Origin of the sequence: Streptococcus infantis (genome assembly GCF_000960085.1) — a bacterium.
Lineage (GTDB): Bacteria > Bacillota > Bacilli > Lactobacillales > Streptococcaceae > Streptococcus > Streptococcus infantis_C.
In genome coordinates, this window is the sequence record NZ_JYGT01000007.1 from 37,148 (window position 1) to 60,891 (window position 23,744).

Sequence of the window (23,744 nt, forward strand, 5' to 3'; positions counted from 1 at the left end):
GGAGGTAGAAGATGAATTTACTTTTTTATCTCTTAGTATTTTTACTAGTTCTTATTGTTTCTAGCACGACCAATAAACTTCTTCCCTTTTTACCCATGCCCCTGATTCAAATTTTGTTAGGGATTGGAATTGGGCTTTGCTTACCTAACAACCAATATCACTTAGATACTGAGTTGTTTCTGGCTTTAGTCATTGGCCCACTACTCTTTCGTGAAGCTCAAGAAGCAGATGTAACCTCTATCTTAAAGCACTGGAGAATCGTTCTCTACTTGATTTTCCCAGTTATCTTTATATCAGCTCTGAGCATGGGTGGACTCGCTCATGTCCTTTGGGCTAGCCTACCATTAGCAGCCTGTGTAGCAGTTGGTGCTGCCTTAGGGCCTACAGACCTAGTTGCCTTCGCTTCCCTTTCTCAACGTTTTTCCTTTCCAAAACGGGTTTCTAATATCTTAAAAGGGGAAGGTCTTCTTAATGATGCTTCTGGTCTAGTAGCCTTTCGTGTGGCTCTCATCGCTTGGACAACAGGAACATTTTCGCTCACCCAAGCCGGAACTTCATTAGCTATTTCCATTGTTGGAGGTTTTGCAGTCGGCTTTATAACAGCCCTAATCAATCGCTTCCTCCATACCTTTTTACTTAGTGTCCGCGCAACAGATATCGCAAGCGAGCTCTTGCTAGAACTCAGTTTGCCCCTCTTGACATTTTTCATAGCTGAAGAGATTCATGTCTCAGGTATTATCGCCGTTGTAGTCGCTGGGATTTTGAAAGCCAGTCGTTTCAAAAAAATCAACTTGCTTGAAGCCCAGGTTGATACTGTTACCGAGACTGTCTGGCACACTGTAACCTTCATGCTCAATGGTTCTGTCTTTGTCATTCTTGGGATGGAACTGGAAATGATTGCTGAACCAATTCTTAAGAGTGCATTTTACAACAAAGTGCTTCTCTTAGTCAGCGTTTTTCTCTTGACCTTCCTACTCTTTGCCATCCGCTTTGTGATGATCTACGGCTTTTACGCTTTTCGGATTAAGAAACTTCATAAAAGCTTAGATAAGTATGTCAAAGATATGCTTCTCCTTACCTTTTCTGGCGTCAAGGGAACTGTATCCATTGCCACTATCCTTTTGATACCGTCTAATCTAGAACAAGAATATCCTCTTCTTCTCTTCCTCGTAGCTGGTGTAACACTTGTCAGTTTCCTTACGGGATTACTGGTACTTCCACACCTTTCCGAAGAGAAAGAACCATCTAAGGATCAGCTCATGCACATCGCTATCTTAAATGATGTCGCCATGGAGTTAGAGAAGGATTTAGAGAACACAAAAAACAAGGTTCCACTCTATGCGGCTATTGACAATTATCATGGACGTATTGAAAATCTCATCCTCAGTCAGGAGAACAAGGAAATCCAGGAAGACTGGGAAGCTCTCAAACTACTGATTCTCAGTATCGAGAGCGATGGTTTGGAGCAAGCCTATGAAGAAGGCAAAATCGGCGAAAGAGGATATCGTGTCTACCAACGTTATCTGAAAAGCATGGAGAAAAATATTAAACGAAACTTCGCTTCTCGAATAACCTACTACTTCCTTGTTTCTATTCGGATTATACGTTTTCTCCTACACGAGTTGCTTACATTTGGCAAAACCCTTCGTTCCTTGAAGAACAAAGAAACCCAAAGACTTCTGGCCATTGACTATGACCAGATTGCTGAACTCTACCTAGCCAACACTGAAATCATCATCGAAAGTTTGGAAAACCTTAAAGGGATTTATAAAAGTTCTCTGATCAGCTTCATGCAGGAATCTCGTCTCCGTGAAACCAGTCATATTACGAGTGGCGCCTTTGTGGAACGGGTTATCAATCGTATCAAACCCAATAACATCGCTGAAATGCTTAGAGGTTACTACCTTGAACGTAAGTGTATCTTTGAATACGAAGCTCAAAAACTCATCTCAGCTCAGTATGCCAAAAAGCTACGCCAAAATGTCAATAATTTAGAAACCTATTCCTTAAAAGAATCTGCTAATACCTTACCTTACGATATGATGGAATTAGTTCGAAGAAATTAAAGTCTATACAAAACAAGAAAAACTGGAGGTTTGTGAAATGAAAAAGTTGTGGAAACAGCTGAACGATAGACCATTATTAAAAGCTTTTTTACACTACTATCAAGCCTCTGATAGCGAGCTAACCAGCGTTGCTGTTGCCTACTATTGGTTGATTTCAATCTTCCCTTTACTCATGATAGTGGTCAATATCTTACCCTACTTTCAAATTCCCATCTCAAACTTTCTATTAACCATCAAGGAATTTTTACCAGATACAATCTATGAAGTTGTTGCAAAGATTGTCAGAGAAGTTCTGACTCAACCATCGACAGGTTTACTGAGTTTTGCTATCTTATCAGCTCTTTGGACTTTCTCCAAATCCATGAATTTTCTTCAAAAGGCTTTTAATAAAGCCTATGGAATCGCAAAAAATAGAGGAATTATCTCACATCAGATGATGAGCCTCTTAGTTAGCTTTGGACTTCAAATTCTCTTTGCGCTTGCATTATTCCTTAGTATGTTTGGCCATATGCTATTGGATTTGCTTAAAAACTACTGGAAATCTGAGAGTGCTCTGTTTTCATATCTACAAGATTTTACAGGACCGCTGATTTATGCCTTCCTTTTTGCAATCGTAATCATGCTCTATTATTTCCTACCAAATGTTAAAGTAAGTAAGATTCGCTACGTCATACCTGGAAGTCTCTTTGTACTAGTTACGACGATTGCTTTATTAAACATCTTTGCAGCTTATTTCAACAATTATGTCAATTATCTCGTTGACGTTAGATTTTTCAGTTCGATTGTCGTCGTCGTCATGATGTTCTGGTTCATTATCATTGCAAAGATATTAATTATCGGTGCTGTCATCAATGCCAGTGTTCAAAGTTTGAAGGATCCAGACTTTAAAGCAAATCAATAATTTTTTATCGATTAATACTTAATGAAAATCAAAGAGCAAACTAGGAAGCGAGCAACAGGTTGCTCAAAACACCATTTTGAGGTTGTGGATAGAACTAACGAAGGCAGCTCAAAATACTATTTTGAGGTTGCAGATGGAAGCTGATGTGGTTTGAAGAGATTTTCGAAGAGTATAAACAAATTAATCCCCCAGTCATTTGATACTGGGGGATTTTTGAATGTCCTACTTTATTGTCCACTAGTGATGGCTTGCAATTCTGTTTTTAGATAGTGAGCCAAATGTTGGTGAGCAAAAATATTGGCATTTTTTTCTGCGGTAGGATTGTAGTTGGTGTTGGTATTTACATCATAGACATAAATGTCTCCACTCTCTGATTGAACCCATTCGATCGCCGCAACTTCAATCTGAGCATTTTTCAAGAAATTCTCATAAGCTTCTCTTCGGTCATCTGGTAGAGGTTCTGTAATCTGGAATTTTTCAGACGTTTCTAGTTGCTCTGGTCTCTTGCCGATTTGGCAACCATCTGCTGGGCACAGTTGGAATCCATCTGAAGAATCGATCGAAACAGTATAGAGGAATTTTTGATTGATAAACTCTGAACGACGGATACGTCCATCACTTGGCTTGATGTAAGCTTGTAACAAGGTAATCCCGTCCACTGATGGTTCAAAGAGGGGACTATTGACGTAAGCTTCAAGCTCCTCTTCATTTTGGAAGAGTTGAACGCCTAATCCCTTACCTGCTCGATTGTGTTTGGTAATCAATGGATAGATGTTCAATTTTCTGGCTGCTTCAATGATATTTTCTTGGCCCAAAACTGCAACTGTCGCAGGCGTTTCAATACCTGACTCGTTTAACTTCAAATATTGTTTGACTTTACTGATTTCTAGGTTGATAGCGCCTGTTCCATTCACAACCTTGCGTCCGTGTGCTTCTAACCAAGTAATCACCTGCTCTGTAAATTCTGGTGCGTAGCGATGTCCCCTAGTGTGAGAGGATGCAGACATACGATTGTAGAAGATACCCTGTGGCGGTGGACTTTGCAGATCCAAAATTCCACTAGACAAATCCCACAGTTCATATGGAACTTCTAATTCTTCCAACCATTTGACCAAATGCTGGGTCCATTCAAGATTCTCATGAATTACATAAACTTTTGCTTCACTCATTACTCATATCTCCTTAAGAAAAGCTGACTGATAATTGGCTTTCCTTTTCCTCTTCTAAAATATATCCTTCTGTTTTTTCGATAACGCTGACTGTTAAGATTTGACCCAAAACATTGATCATAGTACGGCCGGCATTGACAAAGAAATCAACTGCAAAAATCAAGGCTACTCCTTCAACTGGCAAGCCCAATTGAGGTGCTGCAGCTAGTAGAACCACGATAGCACCTGATGGTACGGTTGCCGCAGTTTTTCCAATCAAAGTCAAAAGCAAAACAGTAAACAAGAGACTTGATAATGAAAATTGAATTCCGTAGGCATGAGCAATAAAAATCGTCGCTACTGAGAAGTAAACCGCTGCTCCCTCTAAGTTAAAAGTATATCCTAAAGGAACAACTAAATCAATTGTATGCTCGTCATGCCCCTGTTTTTTCAAATCTTTAAGAAGTGAAGGCAAGACAACACTAGAACTACCAGTAACAAAAGCCAGTGTCAAGAGACTCCAATTTTCACGAAAGGCTGACAAATACGGTACTTTAAAGAATACAGCAATCAAAGGGAAAATAAGAAGAACCAATACAGCATAAGCTAAGTAAGTTCCGATTACAAATTGACCAAGTCCAATCAATTTATCAACTCCTGTCGTTGCAACATCTTTGGCGATAAATCCAAAAATCCCAATCGGTGATAGTTTAACAATCACTGCAACAATTTTGTAGATGGCTTCAATCCAGATTTGGAAACCTTCGATAATTTTCTGAGATTTCTCAGATTTAAGATTCCCAATTCCATAACCAAGAAAGATAGCAAACACGATAATTGGCAAAAGAGCACCTTCTGAAAGAGATTTGACGATATTTGATGGAATAAAACCAAGCAAAAATTCACTGAACTTGACATTGTTCGCAATCCCATCAAGGTTCCCACCAGTTTGACCAATGTTCACACCTTGTCCAAATCCCAAATAGTAACTAGAGAAAACAAACAAGAGCGTAATGGCAGTTGTTATGGCAAAAAAGTAAACCAAACTCTTGGTCAAGATTTTTCCAAAAGATTTTTTTCCGATAACTCCAGCTACTGCAACAACGATGGTTGGGAAGATTAGCGGAATGATAACCATATTGATTAATTTAATAAAGGCTTGACCTAAAAATTGATAAAAGCCTGCAAATTGTGGCCAGATGACCGCAGCGATAACACCTAAGACCAAAGCCACCAATAATTGAATGCCTAGTGAGAGTTTTGACCATAACGTAACTAATTTCATAAGAAACTCCTTTGTTTTATTTGCTACTCATTCTACTACTATTCTTCTCCTCTGACTAATATATTTTTTCTATGGTCACCATAAAAAAGATTTATAATGAAGACTCAAACTATCATCATATCAAATACACGATTTATTTTAAACAAGAAGGAAGTATAAAATCTGTTTCTTACTAATGACTTTTTGATTAAACATTGATAAATCAAGGAATTTACTTTTCTATTCTCAAAATTTTATGATACAATATTGTTATGATTTTAATGAAACTCTCTTCCGTCTTGCTTTTGGTACTAACCTTGGCTCTGTCGATTATTCTAAGCAGACTTTTTAAGTTAAAGAAAAGAGGTATCAATGCTGCTGATTTGGCTTTCCCTTTTCTGATTTTTGAATATTATTATATCAGTGCTAAGGTTTTTACACACAATCAACTTCCCATTTTGGGAACAGCGTTATCTTTGCTCGCTATCGTTCTAACCTTTTTCTTTTTGAGAAAAAAACGTAGTTTTTATTATCCAAAATTCCTTAAATTCTTTTGGAGAGCTGGATTTCTACTTACATTGCTCATCTACATCATCATGATTGTTCAAATTTTCATGATGAAATAACTACTATAAATTTTGCCAGCACCTCAATAGTTGGCGACTCAAGGTTCTATATGAGGTGCTTTTCTAATGACATTTTTAAAAAGAGATTATTAAAAAAAAAATAGGAGATAAAAAAAGTGAAAAAAACACTCTTGGCAAGCGCCATCACGCTTACTTATCTAGGATTTGCAACAAACCCAGCTTTAGCTGAAGAAAGTAACGTACAAACTACTTCAGCAGAAACAACGCAACAGCCTACAACAGCTAACAAGGTTGAAACGAAGGAAGCAGTTCCTTCTACTGAAGCAAGTTCAAGCGTACCAACAACTTCTACAACAAATCCAAGTGAAACTCCAGCTAAGAAAGAGAAAGACAAGGCTCCAGAAGTCAAAAAAGAAGGTTGGGTATTAGAGGAAAACCACTGGCGTTTCTATGAAAACAATGCCCCTGTTCTTAACTGGAAAAAAATTCAAGGAAAATGGTACTACTTCAACAAAGATGGCATCATGCTAAGCGATACTATTTTTGACGGATATATCCTGACTAGTAGCGGGGCTATGGTCGATTCTGGTTGGAGTAAACTCCAAGATAAATGGTATTACGCTAACGCTTATGGAAAAATTTCTCAACAAAAATGGGATAAAATCGGTGATGTCTGGTACTATTTTGATCAAGACGGAGTCATGCTCAGCAACACCATTTTTGACGGTTATCTCTTTACCAATAGTGGCGCCATGGCTGAGAATTCTTGGGTAAAACAAGATGGACAATGGTACTATGCCCTTGCTTCTGGTAAATTAATCAAAAATAAGTGGGATAAAATTGGTGGTACCTGGTACTACTTTAACAAAGATGCCATCATGGCAAGCAACCAATGGCAAGGTAGCTACTACCTAAAAGCTAGCGGGGCCATGGCGGAAAAAGAATGGATTTTCGATAAAAACTACAATAGTTGGTTTTATTTGAAGTCAGGTGGTGTATACGCAGCGCGTGAATGGATTGGATCTTACTACCTTAAAGCTGGTGGCTACATGGCTAAGAGCGAATGGATTGACGACAGCTACTATAAAGCTCGCTACTATGTAGATGAAAATGGAGTCTATGTTACAGGGACCCATAAGATCGATGGACAAACTCATCAATTCCAAAGCAATGGGAAATGGATTGGTGAAACTTCTGTAAGTCGTGGTTTTAAAAAGGGTAAATATAACAATATCATCTTCCTAGATCCAGGACACGGCGGTAAAGACCCCGGTGCATCTTATTATAACATCACTGAGAAAGAACTAAATATGCAAGTTTACCAAAAACTACGCAAGGAGCTTGAAGGTCTCGGCTATACTGTTCTTTCTTCAAGAGATAGTGATGTTTTTGTCGACTTTGTCACCGAGCGTTCAAAAATGGTTAATAATACTGACTCAGATATCTTTATCAGTATTCATTTTAACGCCAGTGGAAGTCCTGTTTCCAATCGTTCTGGAATTCAAACTTATTCTTATGAAGAAGCTGCAGGTTATCCTTCTAAGATCAATCCATACTGGCATAACCATCCAGACCGTATCAGTGAAAGCAATCGCCTTGCTGCTGATATCCACTCTTCACTCCTAGCTGAAACTGGTGCCAAGGATGCAGGACTCCTACAAAGTAGTTTTGCGGTCCTTCGAGAAACTGACAAACCAGCCGTTCTATTGGAATTGGGATATATTGACAATTTCAATGAAAATCAACAAGTCCGCAGTGATGCTTATCAAAATAGATTGGTAGCAGGGATTGTCAAAGGTATTCAAAAATATTACGCAGGTCAATAAAGAAAAAGTCTCGAGAAATTGTACTGCCCCAAAAAAGTTAGATCAATAATTTAAATAAAGGATTAAGTTTTATATTGTATAGGACTAAGTCCTTTTATTTTATCTTAATTTATTTATTGATGTAATAATTCATATAGTTTACAATTGTCTAAATAGCTTAAATGCCTTCTTATAACCATAAAACATCTTAGATTTCAATATGCCACAGAAAGATTGCATCATACCATTGTCTGCCTCATTACTTCTTTGAGAGATAGATGGTTTAGTTTCCTAACTCTCTAAGCACTGTTCACAAGAATCATGGTGTTATTACCAGTCTAGGTCGCAATTGAAAATAATGTTCTTGTAGTGTTTCTATGTTAAGGCCTATTCTGACATAACTTTCACTTGTTCTAAGTTAAGTGATCGAGTGATAATGTATATAACAATTTCACAACTGAAATCATCTAAAATTAGTGATATTACAGAATATAATTTCTATATGCTAATGAAAATACTAATCGGAATTTTTGATAATTCCTTATTTTTATGAAGCACACTTCTATTTACGTTAAATACAAGATGTTAATCGTTTTATGTTTGACAACCTACAAAAATATCACGTTATTTATAGAGTAACTTGACAATAGTAAAAATTACCTTAAATACTGTAATATAGCTAAAATTTCAGATTAAACTCTTTATCTTTGTCTTATTTACCTAGTTGGTCAAATTTATAATGGTAAGATATTCTAGTAAAACGAGTAGTTCAAGAAAGAATCTAGTTGAACTCTTTTATGCCGTTTTTTTAATTGTCTCTATCTCTCCGAAATACTTTGCCCCTTTCTTTTTGTTCCTTACCTAATGTATTTCTAGTTTTTTAATTTTTTAAAATATAAAATACTTGACAATATATACATATATGGTACAATTAAAATAATAAGGTTCGCCTTAGAAATATAATGAAAAATTAAAGAGGAGATAAAACAATGAAAAAAGTTTTATTAACAAGTGTGTTGGGATTATCAGCGATTGCTAGCGTTTCTTACGCAGCTACTGAAGTTCCTTCTATCCCAGGAGTAACTGCTTCAACTGCTGGGACAGTTACAGTAGCAAATGCTAAGAATAACCACAACAACCGTTTTGGTTATGCTATTTCTCCATTAAGAAAAGAAAAAGCTATTAATTTTGCAGGTGCTAAGACTTATCCAGCTAAGCCATATCCAGGAACAGACGGTAAACCTTTGAATGATTCAACTCGTGAGTTTGGACACAACACTCGCTTTGGTGCAGGTTTTAACGCTACTAAATCAACTACTCCAGCTACTCCAGCTACTCCAGCTACTCCAGCTAAGCCAGCTACTCCAGCTACTCCAGCTAAGCCAGCTACTCCAGCTAAGCCAGCTACTCCAGCTAAGCCAGCTACTCCAGCTACTCCAGCTAAGCCAGCTACTCCAGCTAAGCCAGCTAAGCCAGCTACTCCAGCTACTCCAGCTAAGCCAGATCCAAAAGCAATTCCAGGTGTAACACGTCCAACTACAGAAATTGTTACTGAAGCAAATGCTGCTAACAACCACAACAACCGTTTTGGTTATGCTGTTTCACCACAATATAAAGATGCTTACAGTGTATCAGGTGCTGAAACTTATAATACATCTGCTCCAATTGAAGGAACAGATGGTAAACCTTTGAATGATTCAACTCGTGAACTTGGAGATAACACTCGCTTTGGTGCAGGTTTTTCAAAATAATCTAAGGAATTTATCAATTTTATTTAACTTTTAAATAAGTTAAATAAATATAGGAGAAAACCAAGTTGGTTTTCTCCTTTTTCTTTTTTTGAAAAATGTTCAACTTTTTCATAATTTTGGCTTTTACTTTAGTGATATTATTTTTTCATATTCAGGTTAAATTACCTTGCTTTAATATTTTTGTCTGGAACGAGGAAACCAATCCCCACACAAGCCAGAACACCAGCACCGATTACCAACCCACTTGAAAGTGGCAAAATATCAAGAATAGCATTCGCAATGATAAAAGCAATAATCAAGCACATGAGACTGGCCTTATAATCTTTCTTGACTAGATTTTCAAGAATGAAAAATAGAAATAGACCTACTGGAAAGAGTGCCCAGATGTTAACATCCAAACTTGGCCATCCAACTAAACCAAAAAATAAGACTGCTGCTGCAACGACTAAAAATCCGATACCTAATACTTTTTTCATGATATTACCTCATTTTCTATTTTGTTAGGAAGCTTTATCTCCCCTTGACAGTTACTACTATAACAGAAATAAAAATCGCATACAATAGCTTTTGCCTATGTGGTAGTCATGATAGACTATGTGGTCAAAATCTTATTAAAAGAAAAAAAGAAGTCCAAGAGGACTTCTTTCACACTGCCGATTGCAGGGATCGAACCTGTGACCTTCGCGTTACGAGTGCGGTGCTCTACCAACTGAGCTAAATCGGCGATTCCACTTATAGTATAGCACTATAAGGAAGGATGTCAAGGGATTCTTAACCCATCTTTTTAATCAAAATCTGACAAGGATTTTGAGGCCCCCAAAGTTGTGGAAAAATCTCTAATTTTTTAAAGCCAAGACTGCGATAAAAGACATTTGTTCGGTCATAATCTTTATTAGAGCCTTCTGCTACTGTTTTCACTTGTAAATAATCAACGTTTTTGCGTGCTTCACTTTCTAAAGTAGCAAGCAATTGACTCCCAATTCCTCTACCTTGATAAGCTTTTTTTACACCGAGACAATCAATCTCTGCACAATCTTCACTAGAATAGGACAAGCTTACAAAGCCAAGCAAATCACCCTCCTGATAGGCGGCCCACACTTGCAAGTCCTTGGCTCTTTCGATGTAGGCTTGCGTGCTTTCTGGTATTCCAAACCATTCTGGCAAATCCTTTAAAACCTCGGCGACAACTGCCATTTTTTGCTCTTCATCCTTAACTTCTTTAATAACAAGCATCACAAAATCCTTTCTTGATTTTAGTCTTAGTTTAGCTATTAGGAACCCGCACTTTCGTATGCGTCTAATCCCCTATCCCAGAGTTTCAGAGAGATGCAAAAGAAGATAAGAGAAATCAGAATCAAACCACCAATATTAAAGAAGACATCCTTGTCCTGCAAGAAATAGCTGGCAGGATAGTAGGCCGTAAAGGCGAAGGGTACAATAAAGCTAATTAACCAACGAAGGAGCGAATTGTAAATGGAAATCGGGTACTTGGCAAAATCATTAAACATATAGAAAATGTAAATCATGGCACCTGACTGCTTGGTCCAAAAAGCGATACTGGCTGTTGCAATTTTCAAGGAAGTATAAATCAAGGTCGCAAAAGGAATACAAACTAGAAAAATCAGGAATTTTGGAAGAGTCCAAGCAATGCTAGTCGCCGTTGTCGCTAGTAAAATTCCACCGACCAAAAGTTCACCCAAGGCATCAATCTGAAAGGTCTCAACGAGGATGTGAAAGAGAGGATTGATAGGACGAGTCAGATACTTGTCAAACTCCCCTTTTCGAACTAGTCGTTGACCTAAAGCCCAGAGATTGTCAAAAAAGAGATGGTCCAATCCCTTAGGAATCAAGGAAAAACCATAGATAAAGGCAATTTCTTGAAAAGTCCAACCTTCTAGCGAGGGAATATGTTGAAAGATGACATTGAGAAACAAGAGGTTCAGGCCTTGAGTCAGAAAGACTCCCAACACACCAACCACAAAATCTACCTTGTATTCCATGATTTGCTTGATGTACTGTCTGATAAAAATCAGATGCATGCGTTGATATTTTTTCATACTATCCTCCTTGAATGGTGATAAATGACTGGACTCGTTTCCAAATCAACTGAGACAAGCCCACCATCACTATAAGCCAGAAAAGCTGAAGCAAAAGTGCTTGAAGAATCTGACTAGCATCGTATTTCCCAACAATAATCATGACTGGAGTGTAAATCAAGGATGAGAAAGGTAAGAAGGACAGAATATCTGAAATGACCTTTGGAAAGAAAGCCAAGGGAATCAAACTTCCTGACATAAAGGATACTAGTGAAGCTTTGAATACTTGAGAACCCCATAGATTTTTAAATATAAAGGCTGAAAATCCAAAACAGATATTAAAGAAAAAGTTAATCAGGTATGCCAGTGCTAAGCTAAAGAGATAAAGTATCGTTAATCCTAGTACTTCTACAATACCTTGTCCAGATAAGATTTTCATCAAAACAATGACACTTAAAAATGGCAGTCCAACAGAGATAAAAATCAACCACTTGGAACCAAGCTCGGTGAAAAGATAAGAGGCCGCAAAATGGACTGGTCTTAATAAGCGCATGATAATAGAGCCATCTTTTACCTCATCACCGATCATAAAGGAGCTATCTGACTCAGTTAATAAATTAGTCACAAAACTCATGATGATATAGAGGGTGATATCCGCCATACTGAAGCCCTGAATCAAAGGCTCTTGCGAGGAATCAAAGACAGCCTTCCAGAGATAAAAGGCCACAAAAGCCCCCATGACATCGCCAATCCGATAAAGAAGAAAGTTTACTCGATAGGTAATCAACTCCTGAATCCCTGCATTGATAAAGGGTTTATAACGTCTCCACAATTTGACCATCTTAGAGCTCCTTTCGATAGAAGCGACGGATAATATCTTCAATATCCGTATCTACCATCTTCAAATCACGGATTTCAAAATCAGACAGGGTTTGCTTGATAATATCAGCTGACTGGTAGCGAGAACTATCGAATTCAATGTTGAGACTATTTCCTTGTCTATCAATGGTCATGTCAGGCAAGCCTTCATAGTGAGAAAGGAGATGACTTTGACCTGGTAGCAGTTCAAAGGAAAGAGTCTTCATCTTTCCAAAGGTATCCTTGAGCTGGCTCACCGTCCCATCAAAAATCTCCTGACCCTTGTCAATCATAAAAATCCGATCACAGAGTTGCTCAATGTCACTCAGATCGTGAGTGGTCAAGAGAATAGTTGTTTCTTCCTCTTGATTGATTTGAGTAATAGCCCGGCGAATGTTATCCTTGACCGACACATCCAAACCAATTGTCGGTTCATCTAAAAAGAGAACTTTGGGATTGTGAAGCAAGGAAGCTGCAATATCCGCCCGCATTCGTTGACCTAGTGAAAGAGTCCGCACAGGATCCTTGATAAATTCCTTCAAATCCAAAACTTCATTCAAAAAGTCCATGCGTTTATGGAAGAGCGAGTCTGGTACATCGTAAATTTCTTTTAAGACCGTATAAGTCTCTTGCAGTGCCAAATCCCACCATAGCTGGGTACGTTGTCCGAAAACGACTCCAATATCCTTGACATAATCTTGGCGATTGTCCTGTGGAATCTTGCCGTTAATCCGACAAAAACCAGATGTCGGTTTCAAAATTCCTGTCAACATTTTGATGGTGGTCGACTTCCCAGCACCATTTGCTCCGATAAATCCTAAAATCTGCCCCTTGGGCACCTCAAAGGTCAAATCTTTGACCGCTTCAAAGGTCTGCTTTTCAGGATGAATAAAGGAGCGCAAAGCTCCCTTCAATCCTGGCTCCTTTACTGTCTTCACAAAATTTTTCTGAAGATGTTGCACTTCTATCATTGCCATATCTATCTCCTTATCGTAAGAAACAACATTGTATTTTTGACTACAAATATTCTAAATCCTTACTTTCTACACCTTCTCAATATTATTACAGAAGGATTTATACCAACCTATTATAGTCCAATAAAAAAAAGAATGCAAGCGTTTGCTTATAGATTATGAAATTAGATATTTCTCTCTTAAAATAATGCTTTTGAGTCAGAAATTCTGGTTTAATAGTTTCCTTAAAACACCAAAAAACCTGCCATTAGGGGCAGGTTACGAATTGTAAAAAGGCAAACTATTTTGATCAATATGAATCACTATTTAATCAAAGAACTAATCTTTCATAATTCTTTTCACAATCCCATTTCTATCAATTAGAAAACAATCTGGAAAGGTCATCTGCTCCCATTTTTCATAATCAAAACTGGAATCAAAATGATGTAGTAGTATTCCTATCAAATTCCCGTGTGAACTAAGTAAAATCGTTTTTTCTGAGTATCTCTCTTCCAATTCCATTAAAAAATTTAGTACTCTAGCTAGTGCATCTTGATTTGATTCCCCTTCTGAAAGAGATTCACTGGGATTTTGCCATAAATATTTAATACTGTCTTCAAACTCAGAATCTTTTATAAAGGTTGAAGATAATTTTCGCTCTCGTAACCGATTATCAAGAACTATTTTATCAAATTGAATTGGCGAGCTATTAATTGTTTCAAATGCTCGTTTATAAGGACTAGAAAAATAATAATCAATATTAAAAGAATTCAAAAACTCTAACTGATCAAGAGATGAAAATCCTTTTTCTGACAAAGTTCTATTAAAATCATCACTTGAAAATCTTGAATGAGCATGTCTAAGTAAAATATAAGAATTATTCATAAGTCATTCCTTTCAATTATTATCATCAGTCTCAATGGATTTTTAAGCGCTCAATTATTCTCTAAAAATTCTTCAATTCGAGAAACTATTTCATGACTTTGATAATGATAAAGTTCGTGAGGCGCATCCATATAGATGACTTGAACATTAGACTGGTCACTAGAAAATTTCTCTGCATAATGCTGCCATTCTGATTGGCTAAAGGTCGTGCCTTCACCGTTAGAAACTAGTAATAAGGTGGGAATTTTCGGATTGATGCTAGAGGGAACTTTCTTGGCATTTTCCTTTACCAAACGGGATTCATGAAGCATGGCTTGTGACATTAACTGCTTATATGCTAGTAATTTATATTGTTGTCGTTCAGTTTCAGTCAGAGTTGGATTTTTTATATAAAAGGACTCAGGGAAAAAGCGTAATAAGCCAATCTTACTGCTCCAATAAGCCACAGTAAGCAAGGCCTGATTATCCTTTAAATCCTCATAACTAGCTGGTAACGCCCAATCCAGACCAACCAAGGCTTTCACCTCATCAGGATACTTTTCCTGCCAAGCCAGACTTTCGAGACTAGCCATGGAATGAGACAGAATGACAAAAGGACCTGTTACATTTGCTTGTGATAGAGCTTGACGTGTCTCAGACAAAACTTCCATCACATCTCTGGATTGATTACTATCCTCGCTATAACCATAGCCAGCCCGCTCCACGATGACTACCTTATATTTTTTTGATAAGGAATCCGAAACATTCTTAAAGTCCAAGATTGGGGAAGCAATTCCAGCACCTGATAGAACTACTATTGTCTCTGGACCATCCCCTTCAACGTAAACATTGATTTTGTGCCCATTAACGAGAACAGTTTTGCCCATAGGAGTTAGAGAGGCTTGTTCCTTTTCTAAGCTGATACGATGAAAGATAAATGTCCCTACTAAAAACAAGATAAGGAAACTAAGAAGCCCTATACACCATTTTTTCTGTATTTTCATAGCATTATTGTACAAAAATTAGACTCTTTTAGCAACTTAAGTTTAAGACTTTTTCTGTATAATCTGTATATATCCAGAAACACAAAAAACCCACCCTCAGGGGCAGGTTTCATTTTGTATGGTTCAGCTAGATTAAGCTTTACCTTCTGAACCGAATACGTCGATACGTTCTTCAACTGATGCTTGGATAGCTTTGACACCGTCAGCCAAGAATTTACGTGGGTCAAAGAGTTTCTTCTTGTCGTATTCTGCTTCGTTTGCTTCGTAGTCACGAGCAAATTTACGAGTTGCGTTAGCAAATGCGATTTGGCATTCAGTGTTAACGTTAACTTTAGCAACACCAAGTTTGATAGCTGCTTGGATTTGCTCATCAGGAATACCTGATCCACCGTGCAATACGATTGGGAAGCCTGGAAGAGCTTCTGTCAATTTTTGCAAGTGGTCAAGGTCAAGACCTTCCCAGTTTGCTGGGTAAGGACCGTGGATGTTACCGATACCAGCTGCCAAGAAGTCAATACCAGTTGCAACCATTGCTTTAGCATCTTCGATTGGAGCCAATTCACCTTTACCGATGATTCCGTCTTCTTCACCACCGATAGTACCAACTTCAGCTTCTACTGAGATACCTTTAGCGTGTGCTTTTTCAACTACGTCTTTAGCCAATTTAAGGTTTTCTTCAACTGGAAGGTGTGAACCGTCAAACATGATTGAAGTGTAACCAACTTCGATACACTCAAGTGCATCTTCGTAGTGACCGTGGTCAAGGTGGATAGCTACTGGTACAGTGATACCCATTGATTCTACAAGGTTAGCGATCAAGTTGCGAGCAACTTTGTAACCACCCATGTATTTAGCAGCACCCATTGAAGTTTGGATCAAAACTGGAGCTTTTTTAGCTTCTGCTGCACGCAAGATAGCTTGAGTCCACTCAAGGTTGTTTGTGTTAAATCCACCAACTGCATAACCGTTGTCACGAGCTGCTTGGACAAATTTTTCTGCTGAAACGATTGCCATTTTATCAGGCCTCCTGTATATTTTTATGGGACATCCCATTTACATTGTTCATTTTATCACTTTTTCACAAAAAAAGCTAGTTTTTCCCGTGGTTTCGATTGAATTTCTTCTATTTTCAAATATGTAAACCTTTTCCCACTTGGTCTACTCCTTGTTCTAAGGCAGGTTCATGTAAAATACCAAGTGATCATCATGTCTTTCAAATCGATAGTCAATTTCTTCGTTTTCTAATAAACTTTTAACTACGAATAGTCCCAAGCCAGCTCCCTTACTTTGTCGACTAGAGGACGTGAAGGATTGTTCAAACTTATCTTGCTCCTCAGGTATACAGGCGTTCTCTATAAACATCCAACTATCTTTTGCTCCAATTTTCAGATAACCACCTTGAACAGAGTGTTTCACAGCATTACTGATAAGATTGGAAAGAATTAGCTTGAGTACCGAAGGATTTAGATAAGTTTGTTGGTCAGTGAGTTGATTTTCTACAGTGATTTTTCTCTCTTTGGCTAACAAGTCATAGTCCTTCAATAGAAGATCTGTCATTTCAAGAAGGTTGATTACTTCCTTCTTATCTCGCAACTCCTGCACTGAAGAAAGGGATAAGATTTGCTGAACGTGGTGAGTCAAATCATCCACAATCCCCAAAGAAACTCCCAGATAATGGTCACGATCTTTATAGCGTCCGATATTGGCTTGCATATTCTCCAGAAGAATCTTTAGACTTGCTAGAGGCGTTTTCAGTTCGTGGGAAGCACCTCGCAAAAACTCAACCTTCATTTTTTCTAGTTGGAGGATGGCCTCGTTCTTCTCATGCAAATCTGCAATCACCGTCAAGAGATGCTGATAAAGGCTATTGATTTGTTCTTTGAGATCGCCAATTTCATCCTTAGAATCCACGCGCAACCTAACTTCTGCATCCAAATCCATCATCCGTCGAGTCACTCGTTTGATTTCCAAAATAGGAGCAACAATAGTTCTAGCATAGATAAAGGCGATGAGGAGCGAAATGATGAAAGACGCTAATAAAGTATAAGGCAGAAATTGAAGACTGATATCTTCTGCTTCTTTCTGCAAATCCATAGAAGCTAAAAACTGTAAGGTCATCGTCTGACCATTCTTAGTTTGAACTTCTCTTTCCTCAATAACCAAGGAGGCCGTTTGTCGTTGTTTATCAATGGGAAGATTATCATTGACTTCCAACTTATCCTGAGTCATCTCTCCCTTAACAGCTCCCTTAATATCACTGCTTTTAGAATAAAGTTCAAGGACTTCCTGAATAGTTTGACTGTCCTTTCCTTGGAGAGTTTGAGCAATTTCTGTAGCCTTTTGCCCGATGCTCTCCTGACGGTGACTGAGATAGGTCGGAGGAAAGAGAAAATAGATGGCCAAATGCAAACAAATGACTAGGGTAGAAAATACCGAGAAGGTATAGATAAAAATCTTTTTAAATAAACCTGAACGTCTCATTTTCTCTCCAATTTATAACCAACATTGCGCACGGTAAGAATACAGTCTAAATCCAATTTTTTCCGTAGTTCCTTGATATAGACATCGATCACTCTGTCAAAAGGAATCTCATCTGTCATCTTCCATACAGCATCGATAATCTGCGACCGTGTTAAGGCTCGACCTTCATTTCTAACTAGATAGTCTAAAATTTCTAGTTCTTTTGCATTCACTGCAACTTCTTGACCTGCTACTTTAGCGCTATAGCTGTCAAAGTCTACCTCGGTGTCCCTATAGGTAAAAATACGACTTACATCATAATAACGTTTAAAGATGGCATCCACTCGTACTTTTAACAAAGATAGAGAAAAAGGCTTTTCCAAATAACCATCTGCTAATGCAGCAAAGGCACTCATCTTATATTCTTCGTCCTGAAAGGCTGTCAACATCAAGACTGGAACTTGGCTGCTTTTACGGATTTCTGACAAAACCTCTAAACCATTGAGTTTAGGCATTTGAATATCTAGGAGAATCAGAGCAACTTGGTGATTGGAAAATTGTTCTAAGGCCTCAAGGCCATCTGCTGCCTGAATGGTTTCATAGCCACAATCCGTCAAATAGTCACTAATTCCCTCGCGGATCATGTCTTCATCTTCTACAATTAGAATTTTCATATAAATCCTTTTCTATCAAAAATGCTACCTATATTATATCTCATTTGAGTGAGAATAGGTAGCAGGTTTTTTATTCACTATCCAACAAGAGTTCTTTTGGTTGTTTAAAGAGGAGATTGCTGGAAGCAAGCGCCATAACTAGTACCACTAGAACTAAGCCAAGTACAAAGATGATAGCAAAGTCTGTGGGTTGAATGGAAATATCCAGACTTGAAAGTGTCTTGCTAAAGCCATCAACTTCTGCACCACCACCAAGATTAGAGGCTTGGGCTGCCTTACTAGCTTGCTTAGCCACATCTGATGTGACATTTGCAAGCACTGTATTTCCAATAGTACGAGCAGTATAGTTAGCTAAGAAGTAAGCTGAAATAAGTGCTGGAATTGCAATCATAACTGCTTCTGTGATAAATTGTCCTAGAATACTTGCTTGTTTTAGACCAATTGAAAGGAGAATTCCAACCTCTTTACGACGGGCGTTAATCCATAGTGTCAGTAAGAGAGCAAGTAGAAGAACAGAGAAGCTCAAGCTACCCCAGAAGAGAAGATTAGCCATCTTGTACATGCCTGAGATAGATTGTTCGAGGGCAGGATAGTTAGATGAACTCTTAATCAAGCTATACATCTTCCAGTTGATGCCGTTGATCGACCCTAATTCTTGCATGACAGTATCTAGATTCTTGTCTCCAGCCACAAAGAAGGTAGCATCTCCATAAATAGCTGTATCTTCTGTATAACCATAGAGTTGGGCTGCTGTGTGAATATCTGTGATAGCTGTATTCTCATAAAGTTCTTGTGAGTAGGTTACAGCAGATTTGTTATGTCCATCAAAAAGTCCTTTGATCGTTACTTCTACTGTTTCCTTTGCTCCTTTTTCATTATCTGCATCGTAGATATTGGAGTTCAGTTTGACCTTGTCCCCTACCTTCCAGCCATGTTTAGCAGCCAAGTCTTTGTGCATGAGAATCTGGTATTTGTCGTCCTTGGTTAAGTGTTCTCCTTCGACCAGTTTGTAAGAGCCTGACACAAACTTGTCTTCTTTAGACGAATCATTAACTCCTGTTATCATCAAGCTACTTCCAAAACGTTGAGCTCGATCTGCAGTTAGATTTTTCTTGGTTTCAGGCGTTTCAATCAGTTCATAGCCTGTCAGATCACCGATAGCATTAATCCGTTTGATGTAGGATTCAATATCCTTATTCTCGGTAATTTTTTTGATATCTTCACCCTTGATATTCCCTGCACCACGTGGCGTTCCCTGGTTGACCCTGCGGTTGATTTGCATGGAGAAACTATTGGTGATATTTTTAAAGGTTTCCTGAGAAGCCTTGGCTGTCGCTCCTTTGATAGACAAACCGACCAAACTCAAACTAGCCATCAAAAGAATGATAAGAAAGATCACAATAGACTTGAAAAATTTTCTTGTGACATAGGCAAATGCGTTGTGTAACATAAGATTCCTTTCTAGAATTACTTCGCTTATATGTTTTTATATTTCTTTATTTCCCTTAAATAGTGCGGACGGGAGGTAAAATTATCCAGTGGATGATTTTAGAAATCCAAGGAATTTCACGATTTATTTTTGAGCTCTTCGCCATTTCATTTCTAGGCTCAGACTAAAATAGTTCCCCAAACTATTTTACTCTCAAAAATCCCGTCCTAGATAATAACAAAGTTATTATCTAGGATACCACTATAGCGGGAAATAACTGTTTAAGAATCACTTCGTTTATAATTACTTAATAGTTTACTAAAGCAATTCCAAAAGTTTAAGAAGTAGACTCTATTTTTCAGTCAGTTTCTTATCCTTCAATTCAAGTGTAATATCTGACGCCTGTGCTACTTCCTTGCTGTGGGTCACAACGATCACACACTTGCCTGTTTTCTCAGCGAGAGATTTGAGCAAATCGATGATATCCCCAGCAGTCTTAGGATCCAAGTTTCCTGTTGGTTCATCTGCTAAAATTACTGGCGCCTCAGAGACAAGACTACGAGCAATGGCAACCCGTTGTTGCTGCCCTCCTGATAATTGGAGAACATTTCGCTTGATTTGACTTTCATCCAAACCAAGTTCAAGAAGGGTATCCTTGCTAGCTTTTTTATTGACCAAGCGGATATTTTCCAATGGAGAAAGATAATCAATCAAGTTATAGTTTTGGAAAACTAGCGAGATATGGTGCATTCGGTGATAAGAATATCCTTGTTCACGAATATCCTTGCCTTCGAATAAGATAGCACCTTCGACTGGGCTATCAAGTCCTGCTAATAGAGATAAGAGTGTGGATTTTCCAGCTCCTGATTCTCCGATAATACTATAAAACTTACCAGGTTCAAAATCGTAATTGATTTTATATAATACTGCTTCTGCAGTGTTTTTATAACGATAAGTAAGATCTTGTAATTGTAGTAAAGTCATGATTTCTCCTTTATTAACTGATGGATGATAAAATTTCTTTCGGTGATTTTCTAAATAAAAATAGGAAACAAAGTGCAACTGACAAGTAGCTAATTATAAGTAGGAAAATATAAGATTCTCCAAATGATAGAAGACTTGTTGAAAGATTCGTTGCTTTTGCTAGCGTATCTTGTAGTGCAGCTTGGTCGCCACTTGCTAATACAGTATTCAAGAGATAGGAAGTAATGGCATTCCCAGCCACAAATGCAGGCAGAATAGATGCCAATGAAACTAGGATGACTTCCAGGCAGAATTGGCTAAAGATTGCTCCTTTTCCCTTACCTAGTGCCAATAAAATACCAACCTCGTAGACTCGCTCTCGTAACCAAAGTGACAAGACCAAGATCAGCGCTCCTACACCAGCGATCATAATGCCATAGAGGAAAATCTGTAGGAAGGTTTGGAAGGTCGAAACTGAATCCTTGATTTGTTCAAAAGCCTTATTTTCCTTCTCGACTTGGTAACCTTGATTTTCCAGGGATAACTTTTCAACCTCTTGAATGATACTATCCATATCTTTTGGATTTTCTAGATAGAAACGAGCGGCGCTAACTTGAGCTTCCTTATTTCCAAGAAGAGTTTGGCTACTTTCGTAGTCTGTATAGACCGTATTTTCACTAAAATCTGAGCTAAGACCAGTGAATTTTTCTTGCTTCTTACCTGAGAAAATACCTACGATTTCATAGTCTTGATTTTGTCCACTACTATCTTCTACTGGTCCAGAATTTAAGTTAATCTTATCTCCTACTTTTAGATTGTTTTTCTTGGCTAAATCTTCATGGATTAAGATCTTTTTGCTATCCCCTTTTTGGATATGCCTTCCTTCTTTAAGGGTAAAGGCAGAGCTAGTAAAGGAGACATCCTTAGAGGAATCTTCTAAAGCTATCAAACTGATGAGATTTTTTTCAGCCTCTGTCAAATCATCCCGTTGAATACTTTGTTCTCCAGTAACGACTTCTTTGTCAGTTAACTTGGCTATTGTTTCTAGCTCAGGTGAAATCTTCTCAAAGCCCTTTATCTTTTTAAGGTCATCTAGTTGAGACAGTTGAAAAGTCTGATCTGCTTCTATTCTTTTAATAGAAAAAGATGTATTCAATGAACGATAGAGATTATTTTCTACTGTTTTGTTGGACTTCATGAGCGTCAAACAAGCCGATATTCCAGCCAATAAGACAAATAGAATCAGGAATAATATGAGACTTCTCAGTCGTTTTCTGCTGACGTAAGCCCAAGCTCTTTGAGTGGGATTCATATAGCACCTCCATATTTGTAAATCCATTATAATATTCAAATATGAAATGTTTATGAAATAAGAAAAAAAGAGCAAAAATATATTTGCTCTTTTTTACGAAAAATAAAAAGCTAGCCGAAGCTAGCTCATCTACTATGCGGAGAGAGGGACTTGAACCCTCACGACCTAAAGCGGTCACAGGATCCTTAGTCCTGCGCGTCTGCCAATTCCGCCATCCCCGCGTCGATTACTTTACTAGTATATCAACTTTGAAAAAAATTGTCAAGACTTTTTTCAGATTTTTTCATCTTGAAATGTATTATTCTGTAATTTCAAGCAAATTTTCATCAACCAATTTCGCACCAAGTGTATTCTTAAAATGTCCAAGTGCAAAGGCATGATTCTCAGGCCAAATGGATGCTACTGCAGGCTTGACAATCTCGATATGATAACCAAGATTATAAGCATCAATCGCAGTATGAAGCACACAAATATCTGTAAGAACTCCAGTCAAGATAACAGTATCCACACGACGCTCTCTCAAACGAATATCTAAATCAGTTCCAGAAAAAGCCGAATAGTGACGTTTATCCATCCAAAAGACACGACTATCTTGAGCATGTTCCTGATAAAAGTCAGCTAACTTGCCATACAAGTTACGTCCACTAGTCCCAATGATGTTATGAGGTGGAAAGAGTTTACTTTCCGGATGAAAAACATCATTTTCTTCATGAGCATCAATCGTAAAGAAAATATAATCTCCACGGTCAAATGCTAAACGTGTCACCTTGTCTATCACTTCAGAAATTTCTTGCGCAGGAGCTCCTGCAGTCAATTTGCCCTTATCCGCTACAAAATCTTCTGTGTAGTCAATTGAAATTAAAGCCTTAGCCATTAATAGTCCCTCTTTTTCACTTCTTCAAAAATGTCTGGAATCAACACTTTAAGATATGTTCCTTTCATACCAAGGGAACGACTTTCAATAATCCCTGCTGATTCAAGTTTACGAAGGGCATTGACAATCACAGAGCGAGTGATACCGATACGGTCTGCAATGACAGAAGCTGTCAGCTGACCTTCATTGCCATTTAGTTCTCCTAAAATAGCAGATACTGCTCGTAATTCAGAGTATGAAAGAGTGTTAACCGCCATAGTGACTGCTGTACGACGACGAATATTTTTCTCGTCTTCTTCACGTTGGAAGTTCAACAATTGAATTCCAACTACAGTGCTTGCAATCTCAACAAGGATCAAATCCTCTTCTTCAAATTTCTTGTCATTACGCCAAATAATCAAAGAACCCAAGCGGATACCAGAGACATGAATCGGAGCAATCGTAGTCAATCCATCAGGAAAGTCTGAACGACTTTCTGTTGGGAAAACGGTCAAATCATGCTCCACTGGGAGGTTCGCCTCCGTATCGTAGATCATGTTAGCCCCTTGGATATATTCATCAGGGAAAATCTTTGATTGGAAAAATTGCTCTACACGGTCATTATTGGTCTTGTAGCGCATAAAATATCCTAGAAGACGTCCCTTACTATTTAAAATACAGGCATTACAGTCAATAATATCAGCCAATTGACGTGTAATTGCATTGTATGGTAGGTCATCTTGAAGCTTTTCTTCCGCACGCTTCAGGATAGACGTAATTTTTCTTGTTTTTTCTAATAAATTTGCCATGTTTTAC

Annotated in this window: 22 protein-coding genes and 2 tRNA genes; 5 read left to right on the forward strand and 19 right to left on the reverse strand. The window is 38.0% G+C overall.

Features of this window, described 5'->3' with window-relative positions; genetic code table 11:
* The first annotated feature begins 11 nt into the window (after window positions 1-11).
* The gene (locus tag TZ94_RS02910) at window positions 12-2,066 is read left to right on the forward strand and encodes a cation:proton antiporter (RefSeq protein ID WP_045613952.1); all 2,055 of its coding nucleotides are present in this window, start codon (window positions 12-14) and stop codon (window positions 2,064-2,066) included.
* Between the two features lie 37 nt (window positions 2,067-2,103).
* Window positions 2,104-2,967, forward strand: coding sequence for a YihY/virulence factor BrkB family protein (locus TZ94_RS02915; RefSeq protein WP_045613953.1), 864 nt, complete (start codon window positions 2,104-2,106; stop codon window positions 2,965-2,967).
* Between the two features lie 227 nt (window positions 2,968-3,194).
* Here the strand turns inward: TZ94_RS02915 and TZ94_RS02920 are convergent, their stop codons facing one another.
* Together TZ94_RS02920 and TZ94_RS02925 are read right to left on the reverse strand one after the other, a co-directional pair.
* Window positions 3,195-4,136, reverse strand: coding sequence for an ATP-grasp domain-containing protein (locus TZ94_RS02920; RefSeq protein ID WP_045613954.1), 942 nt, complete (start codon window positions 4,134-4,136; stop codon window positions 3,195-3,197).
* Between the two features lie 13 nt (window positions 4,137-4,149).
* The gene (locus TZ94_RS02925) at window positions 4,150-5,400 is read right to left on the reverse strand and encodes a dicarboxylate/amino acid:cation symporter (RefSeq protein ID WP_045613956.1); all 1,251 of its coding nucleotides are present in this window, start codon (window positions 5,398-5,400) and stop codon (window positions 4,150-4,152) included.
* Window positions 5,401-5,645: 245 nt separating this feature from the next.
* On the opposite strand from TZ94_RS02925, the gene TZ94_RS02930 reads away from it, so the two are divergent.
* From TZ94_RS02930 to TZ94_RS10000, 3 genes are all read left to right on the forward strand, one after another.
* On the forward strand, window positions 5,646-6,005 hold the full coding sequence (locus TZ94_RS02930; protein WP_045613958.1) for a DUF3397 domain-containing protein: 360 nt from the start codon (window positions 5,646-5,648) through the stop codon (window positions 6,003-6,005).
* A gap of 116 nt (window positions 6,006-6,121) precedes the next feature.
* Entirely contained in the window at window positions 6,122-7,792 is a 1,671-nt protein-coding gene (locus TZ94_RS02935) for an N-acetylmuramoyl-L-alanine amidase (RefSeq protein WP_045613960.1), read from the forward strand.
* A 968-nt stretch (window positions 7,793-8,760) separates the two neighbouring features.
* Window positions 8,761-9,522 carry a hypothetical protein gene (locus tag TZ94_RS10000; RefSeq protein WP_045613961.1) on the forward strand — a complete coding sequence of 254 codons (762 nt, stop codon included), beginning with the start codon at window positions 8,761-8,763 and terminating at the stop codon, window positions 9,520-9,522.
* A 161-nt stretch (window positions 9,523-9,683) separates the two neighbouring features.
* Here TZ94_RS10000 and TZ94_RS02945 read toward each other — a convergent pair whose 3' ends face one another.
* The 17 genes from TZ94_RS02945 to codY form a co-directional block, all read right to left on the reverse strand.
* Window positions 9,684-9,998: a hypothetical protein gene (locus TZ94_RS02945; RefSeq protein WP_045613963.1), complete on the reverse strand. Its 315-nt coding sequence runs from the start codon at window positions 9,996-9,998 to the stop codon at window positions 9,684-9,686.
* 175 nt (window positions 9,999-10,173) lie between these two features.
* A tRNA-Thr gene (locus tag TZ94_RS02950) sits at window positions 10,174-10,246 on the reverse strand.
* Between the two features lie 47 nt (window positions 10,247-10,293).
* On the reverse strand, window positions 10,294-10,755 hold the full coding sequence (locus TZ94_RS02955) for a GNAT family N-acetyltransferase (RefSeq protein ID WP_045613965.1): 462 nt from the start codon (window positions 10,753-10,755) through the stop codon (window positions 10,294-10,296).
* Window positions 10,756-10,793: 38 nt separating this feature from the next.
* The gene (locus tag TZ94_RS02960) at window positions 10,794-11,579 is read right to left on the reverse strand and encodes an ABC transporter permease (RefSeq protein WP_045613967.1); all 786 of its coding nucleotides are present in this window, start codon (window positions 11,577-11,579) and stop codon (window positions 10,794-10,796) included.
* Between the two features lies 1 nt (window position 11,580).
* A complete protein-coding gene (locus TZ94_RS02965) occupies window positions 11,581-12,399 on the reverse strand; it encodes an ABC transporter permease (RefSeq protein WP_045613968.1) in 819 nt (272 codons plus the stop codon).
* A 1-nt stretch (window position 12,400) separates the two neighbouring features.
* Window positions 12,401-13,393, reverse strand: coding sequence for an ABC transporter ATP-binding protein (locus tag TZ94_RS02970; protein WP_045613969.1), 993 nt, complete (start codon window positions 13,391-13,393; stop codon window positions 12,401-12,403).
* A gap of 315 nt (window positions 13,394-13,708) precedes the next feature.
* Window positions 13,709-14,254, reverse strand: a complete 546-nt coding sequence (locus TZ94_RS02975) for a histidine phosphatase family protein (protein WP_045613970.1) — start codon at window positions 14,252-14,254, stop codon at window positions 13,709-13,711.
* Between the two features lie 50 nt (window positions 14,255-14,304).
* Entirely contained in the window at window positions 14,305-15,237 is a 933-nt protein-coding gene (locus TZ94_RS02980) for an alpha/beta fold hydrolase (protein WP_045613972.1), read from the reverse strand.
* Window positions 15,238-15,369: 132 nt separating this feature from the next.
* On the reverse strand, window positions 15,370-16,251 hold the full coding sequence (locus TZ94_RS02985; RefSeq protein WP_033688381.1) for a class II fructose-bisphosphate aldolase: 882 nt from the start codon (window positions 16,249-16,251) through the stop codon (window positions 15,370-15,372).
* A 156-nt stretch (window positions 16,252-16,407) separates the two neighbouring features.
* Complete coding sequence (gene vncS, locus TZ94_RS02990) at window positions 16,408-17,718, reverse strand: sensor histidine kinase VncS (RefSeq protein ID WP_045613976.1); 1,311 nt, start codon at window positions 17,716-17,718, stop codon at window positions 16,408-16,410.
* On the reverse strand, window positions 17,715-18,371 hold the full coding sequence (locus tag TZ94_RS02995) for a response regulator transcription factor (RefSeq protein ID WP_045613978.1): 657 nt from the start codon (window positions 18,369-18,371) through the stop codon (window positions 17,715-17,717). The genes vncS and TZ94_RS02995 overlap by 4 nt, the downstream gene beginning before the upstream one ends.
* A gap of 70 nt (window positions 18,372-18,441) precedes the next feature.
* Window positions 18,442-19,821: an ABC transporter permease subunit Vex3 gene (gene vex3, locus TZ94_RS03000; RefSeq protein WP_045613982.1), complete on the reverse strand. Its 1,380-nt coding sequence runs from the start codon at window positions 19,819-19,821 to the stop codon at window positions 18,442-18,444.
* A 330-nt stretch (window positions 19,822-20,151) separates the two neighbouring features.
* Window positions 20,152-20,784 (reverse strand): ABC transporter ATP-binding subunit Vex2, encoded by a 633-nt coding sequence (vex2, locus tag TZ94_RS03005; protein WP_006150586.1) that lies wholly within the window; start codon window positions 20,782-20,784, stop codon window positions 20,152-20,154.
* 13 nt (window positions 20,785-20,797) lie between these two features.
* Window positions 20,798-22,075: an ABC transporter permease gene (locus tag TZ94_RS03010; RefSeq protein WP_045613983.1), complete on the reverse strand. Its 1,278-nt coding sequence runs from the start codon at window positions 22,073-22,075 to the stop codon at window positions 20,798-20,800.
* A gap of 135 nt (window positions 22,076-22,210) precedes the next feature.
* Window positions 22,211-22,296, reverse strand: a tRNA-Leu gene (locus tag TZ94_RS03015).
* Window positions 22,297-22,373: 77 nt separating this feature from the next.
* Window positions 22,374-22,949: a cysteine hydrolase family protein gene (locus TZ94_RS03020; RefSeq protein WP_045613985.1), complete on the reverse strand. Its 576-nt coding sequence runs from the start codon at window positions 22,947-22,949 to the stop codon at window positions 22,374-22,376.
* Entirely contained in the window at window positions 22,949-23,737 is a 789-nt protein-coding gene (gene codY / locus TZ94_RS03025) for a GTP-sensing pleiotropic transcriptional regulator CodY (protein ID WP_045613986.1), read from the reverse strand. Before codY ends, TZ94_RS03020 begins: the two co-directional genes overlap by 1 nt.
* Between the last annotated feature and the right edge of the window lie 7 nt (window positions 23,738-23,744).

Coding starts and splice junctions, on each gene's coding strand:
- TZ94_RS02995 (WP_045613978.1), bottom strand. CDS start 18,371: ATGAAAATTCTAATTGTAGAAGATGAAGACATGATCCGCGAGGGAATT.
- TZ94_RS02925 (WP_045613956.1), bottom strand. CDS start 5,400: ATGAAATTAGTTACGTTATGGTCAAAACTCTCACTAGGCATTCAATTA.
- TZ94_RS02965 (WP_045613968.1), bottom strand. CDS start 12,399: ATGGTCAAATTGTGGAGACGTTATAAACCCTTTATCAATGCAGGGATT.
- TZ94_RS02910 (WP_045613952.1), top strand. CDS start 12: ATGAATTTACTTTTTTATCTCTTAGTATTTTTACTAGTTCTTATTGTT.
- TZ94_RS02945 (WP_045613963.1), bottom strand. CDS start 9,998: ATGAAAAAAGTATTAGGTATCGGATTTTTAGTCGTTGCAGCAGCAGTC.
- codY (WP_045613986.1), bottom strand. CDS start 23,737: ATGGCAAATTTATTAGAAAAAACAAGAAAAATTACGTCTATCCTGAAG.
- TZ94_RS02975 (WP_045613970.1), bottom strand. CDS start 14,254: ATGAATAATTCTTATATTTTACTTAGACATGCTCATTCAAGATTTTCA.
- TZ94_RS10000 (WP_045613961.1), top strand. CDS start 8,761: ATGAAAAAAGTTTTATTAACAAGTGTGTTGGGATTATCAGCGATTGCT.
- vex3 (WP_045613982.1), bottom strand. CDS start 19,821: ATGTTACACAACGCATTTGCCTATGTCACAAGAAAATTTTTCAAGTCT.
- TZ94_RS02980 (WP_045613972.1), bottom strand. CDS start 15,237: ATGAAAATACAGAAAAAATGGTGTATAGGGCTTCTTAGTTTCCTTATC.
- vex2 (WP_006150586.1), bottom strand. CDS start 20,784: ATGACTTTACTACAATTACAAGATCTTACTTATCGTTATAAAAACACT.
- TZ94_RS02970 (WP_045613969.1), bottom strand. CDS start 13,393: ATGGCAATGATAGAAGTGCAACATCTTCAGAAAAATTTTGTGAAGACA.
- vncS (WP_045613976.1), bottom strand. CDS start 17,718: ATGAGACGTTCAGGTTTATTTAAAAAGATTTTTATCTATACCTTCTCG.
- TZ94_RS02985 (WP_033688381.1), bottom strand. CDS start 16,251: ATGGCAATCGTTTCAGCAGAAAAATTTGTCCAAGCAGCTCGTGACAAC.
- TZ94_RS02955 (WP_045613965.1), bottom strand. CDS start 10,755: ATGCTTGTTATTAAAGAAGTTAAGGATGAAGAGCAAAAAATGGCAGTT.
- TZ94_RS02920 (WP_045613954.1), bottom strand. CDS start 4,136: ATGAGTGAAGCAAAAGTTTATGTAATTCATGAGAATCTTGAATGGACC.
- TZ94_RS03010 (WP_045613983.1), bottom strand. CDS start 22,075: ATGAATCCCACTCAAAGAGCTTGGGCTTACGTCAGCAGAAAACGACTG.
- TZ94_RS02960 (WP_045613967.1), bottom strand. CDS start 11,579: ATGAAAAAATATCAACGCATGCATCTGATTTTTATCAGACAGTACATC.
- TZ94_RS02915 (WP_045613953.1), top strand. CDS start 2,104: ATGAAAAAGTTGTGGAAACAGCTGAACGATAGACCATTATTAAAAGCT.
- TZ94_RS03020 (WP_045613985.1), bottom strand. CDS start 22,949: ATGGCTAAGGCTTTAATTTCAATTGACTACACAGAAGATTTTGTAGCG.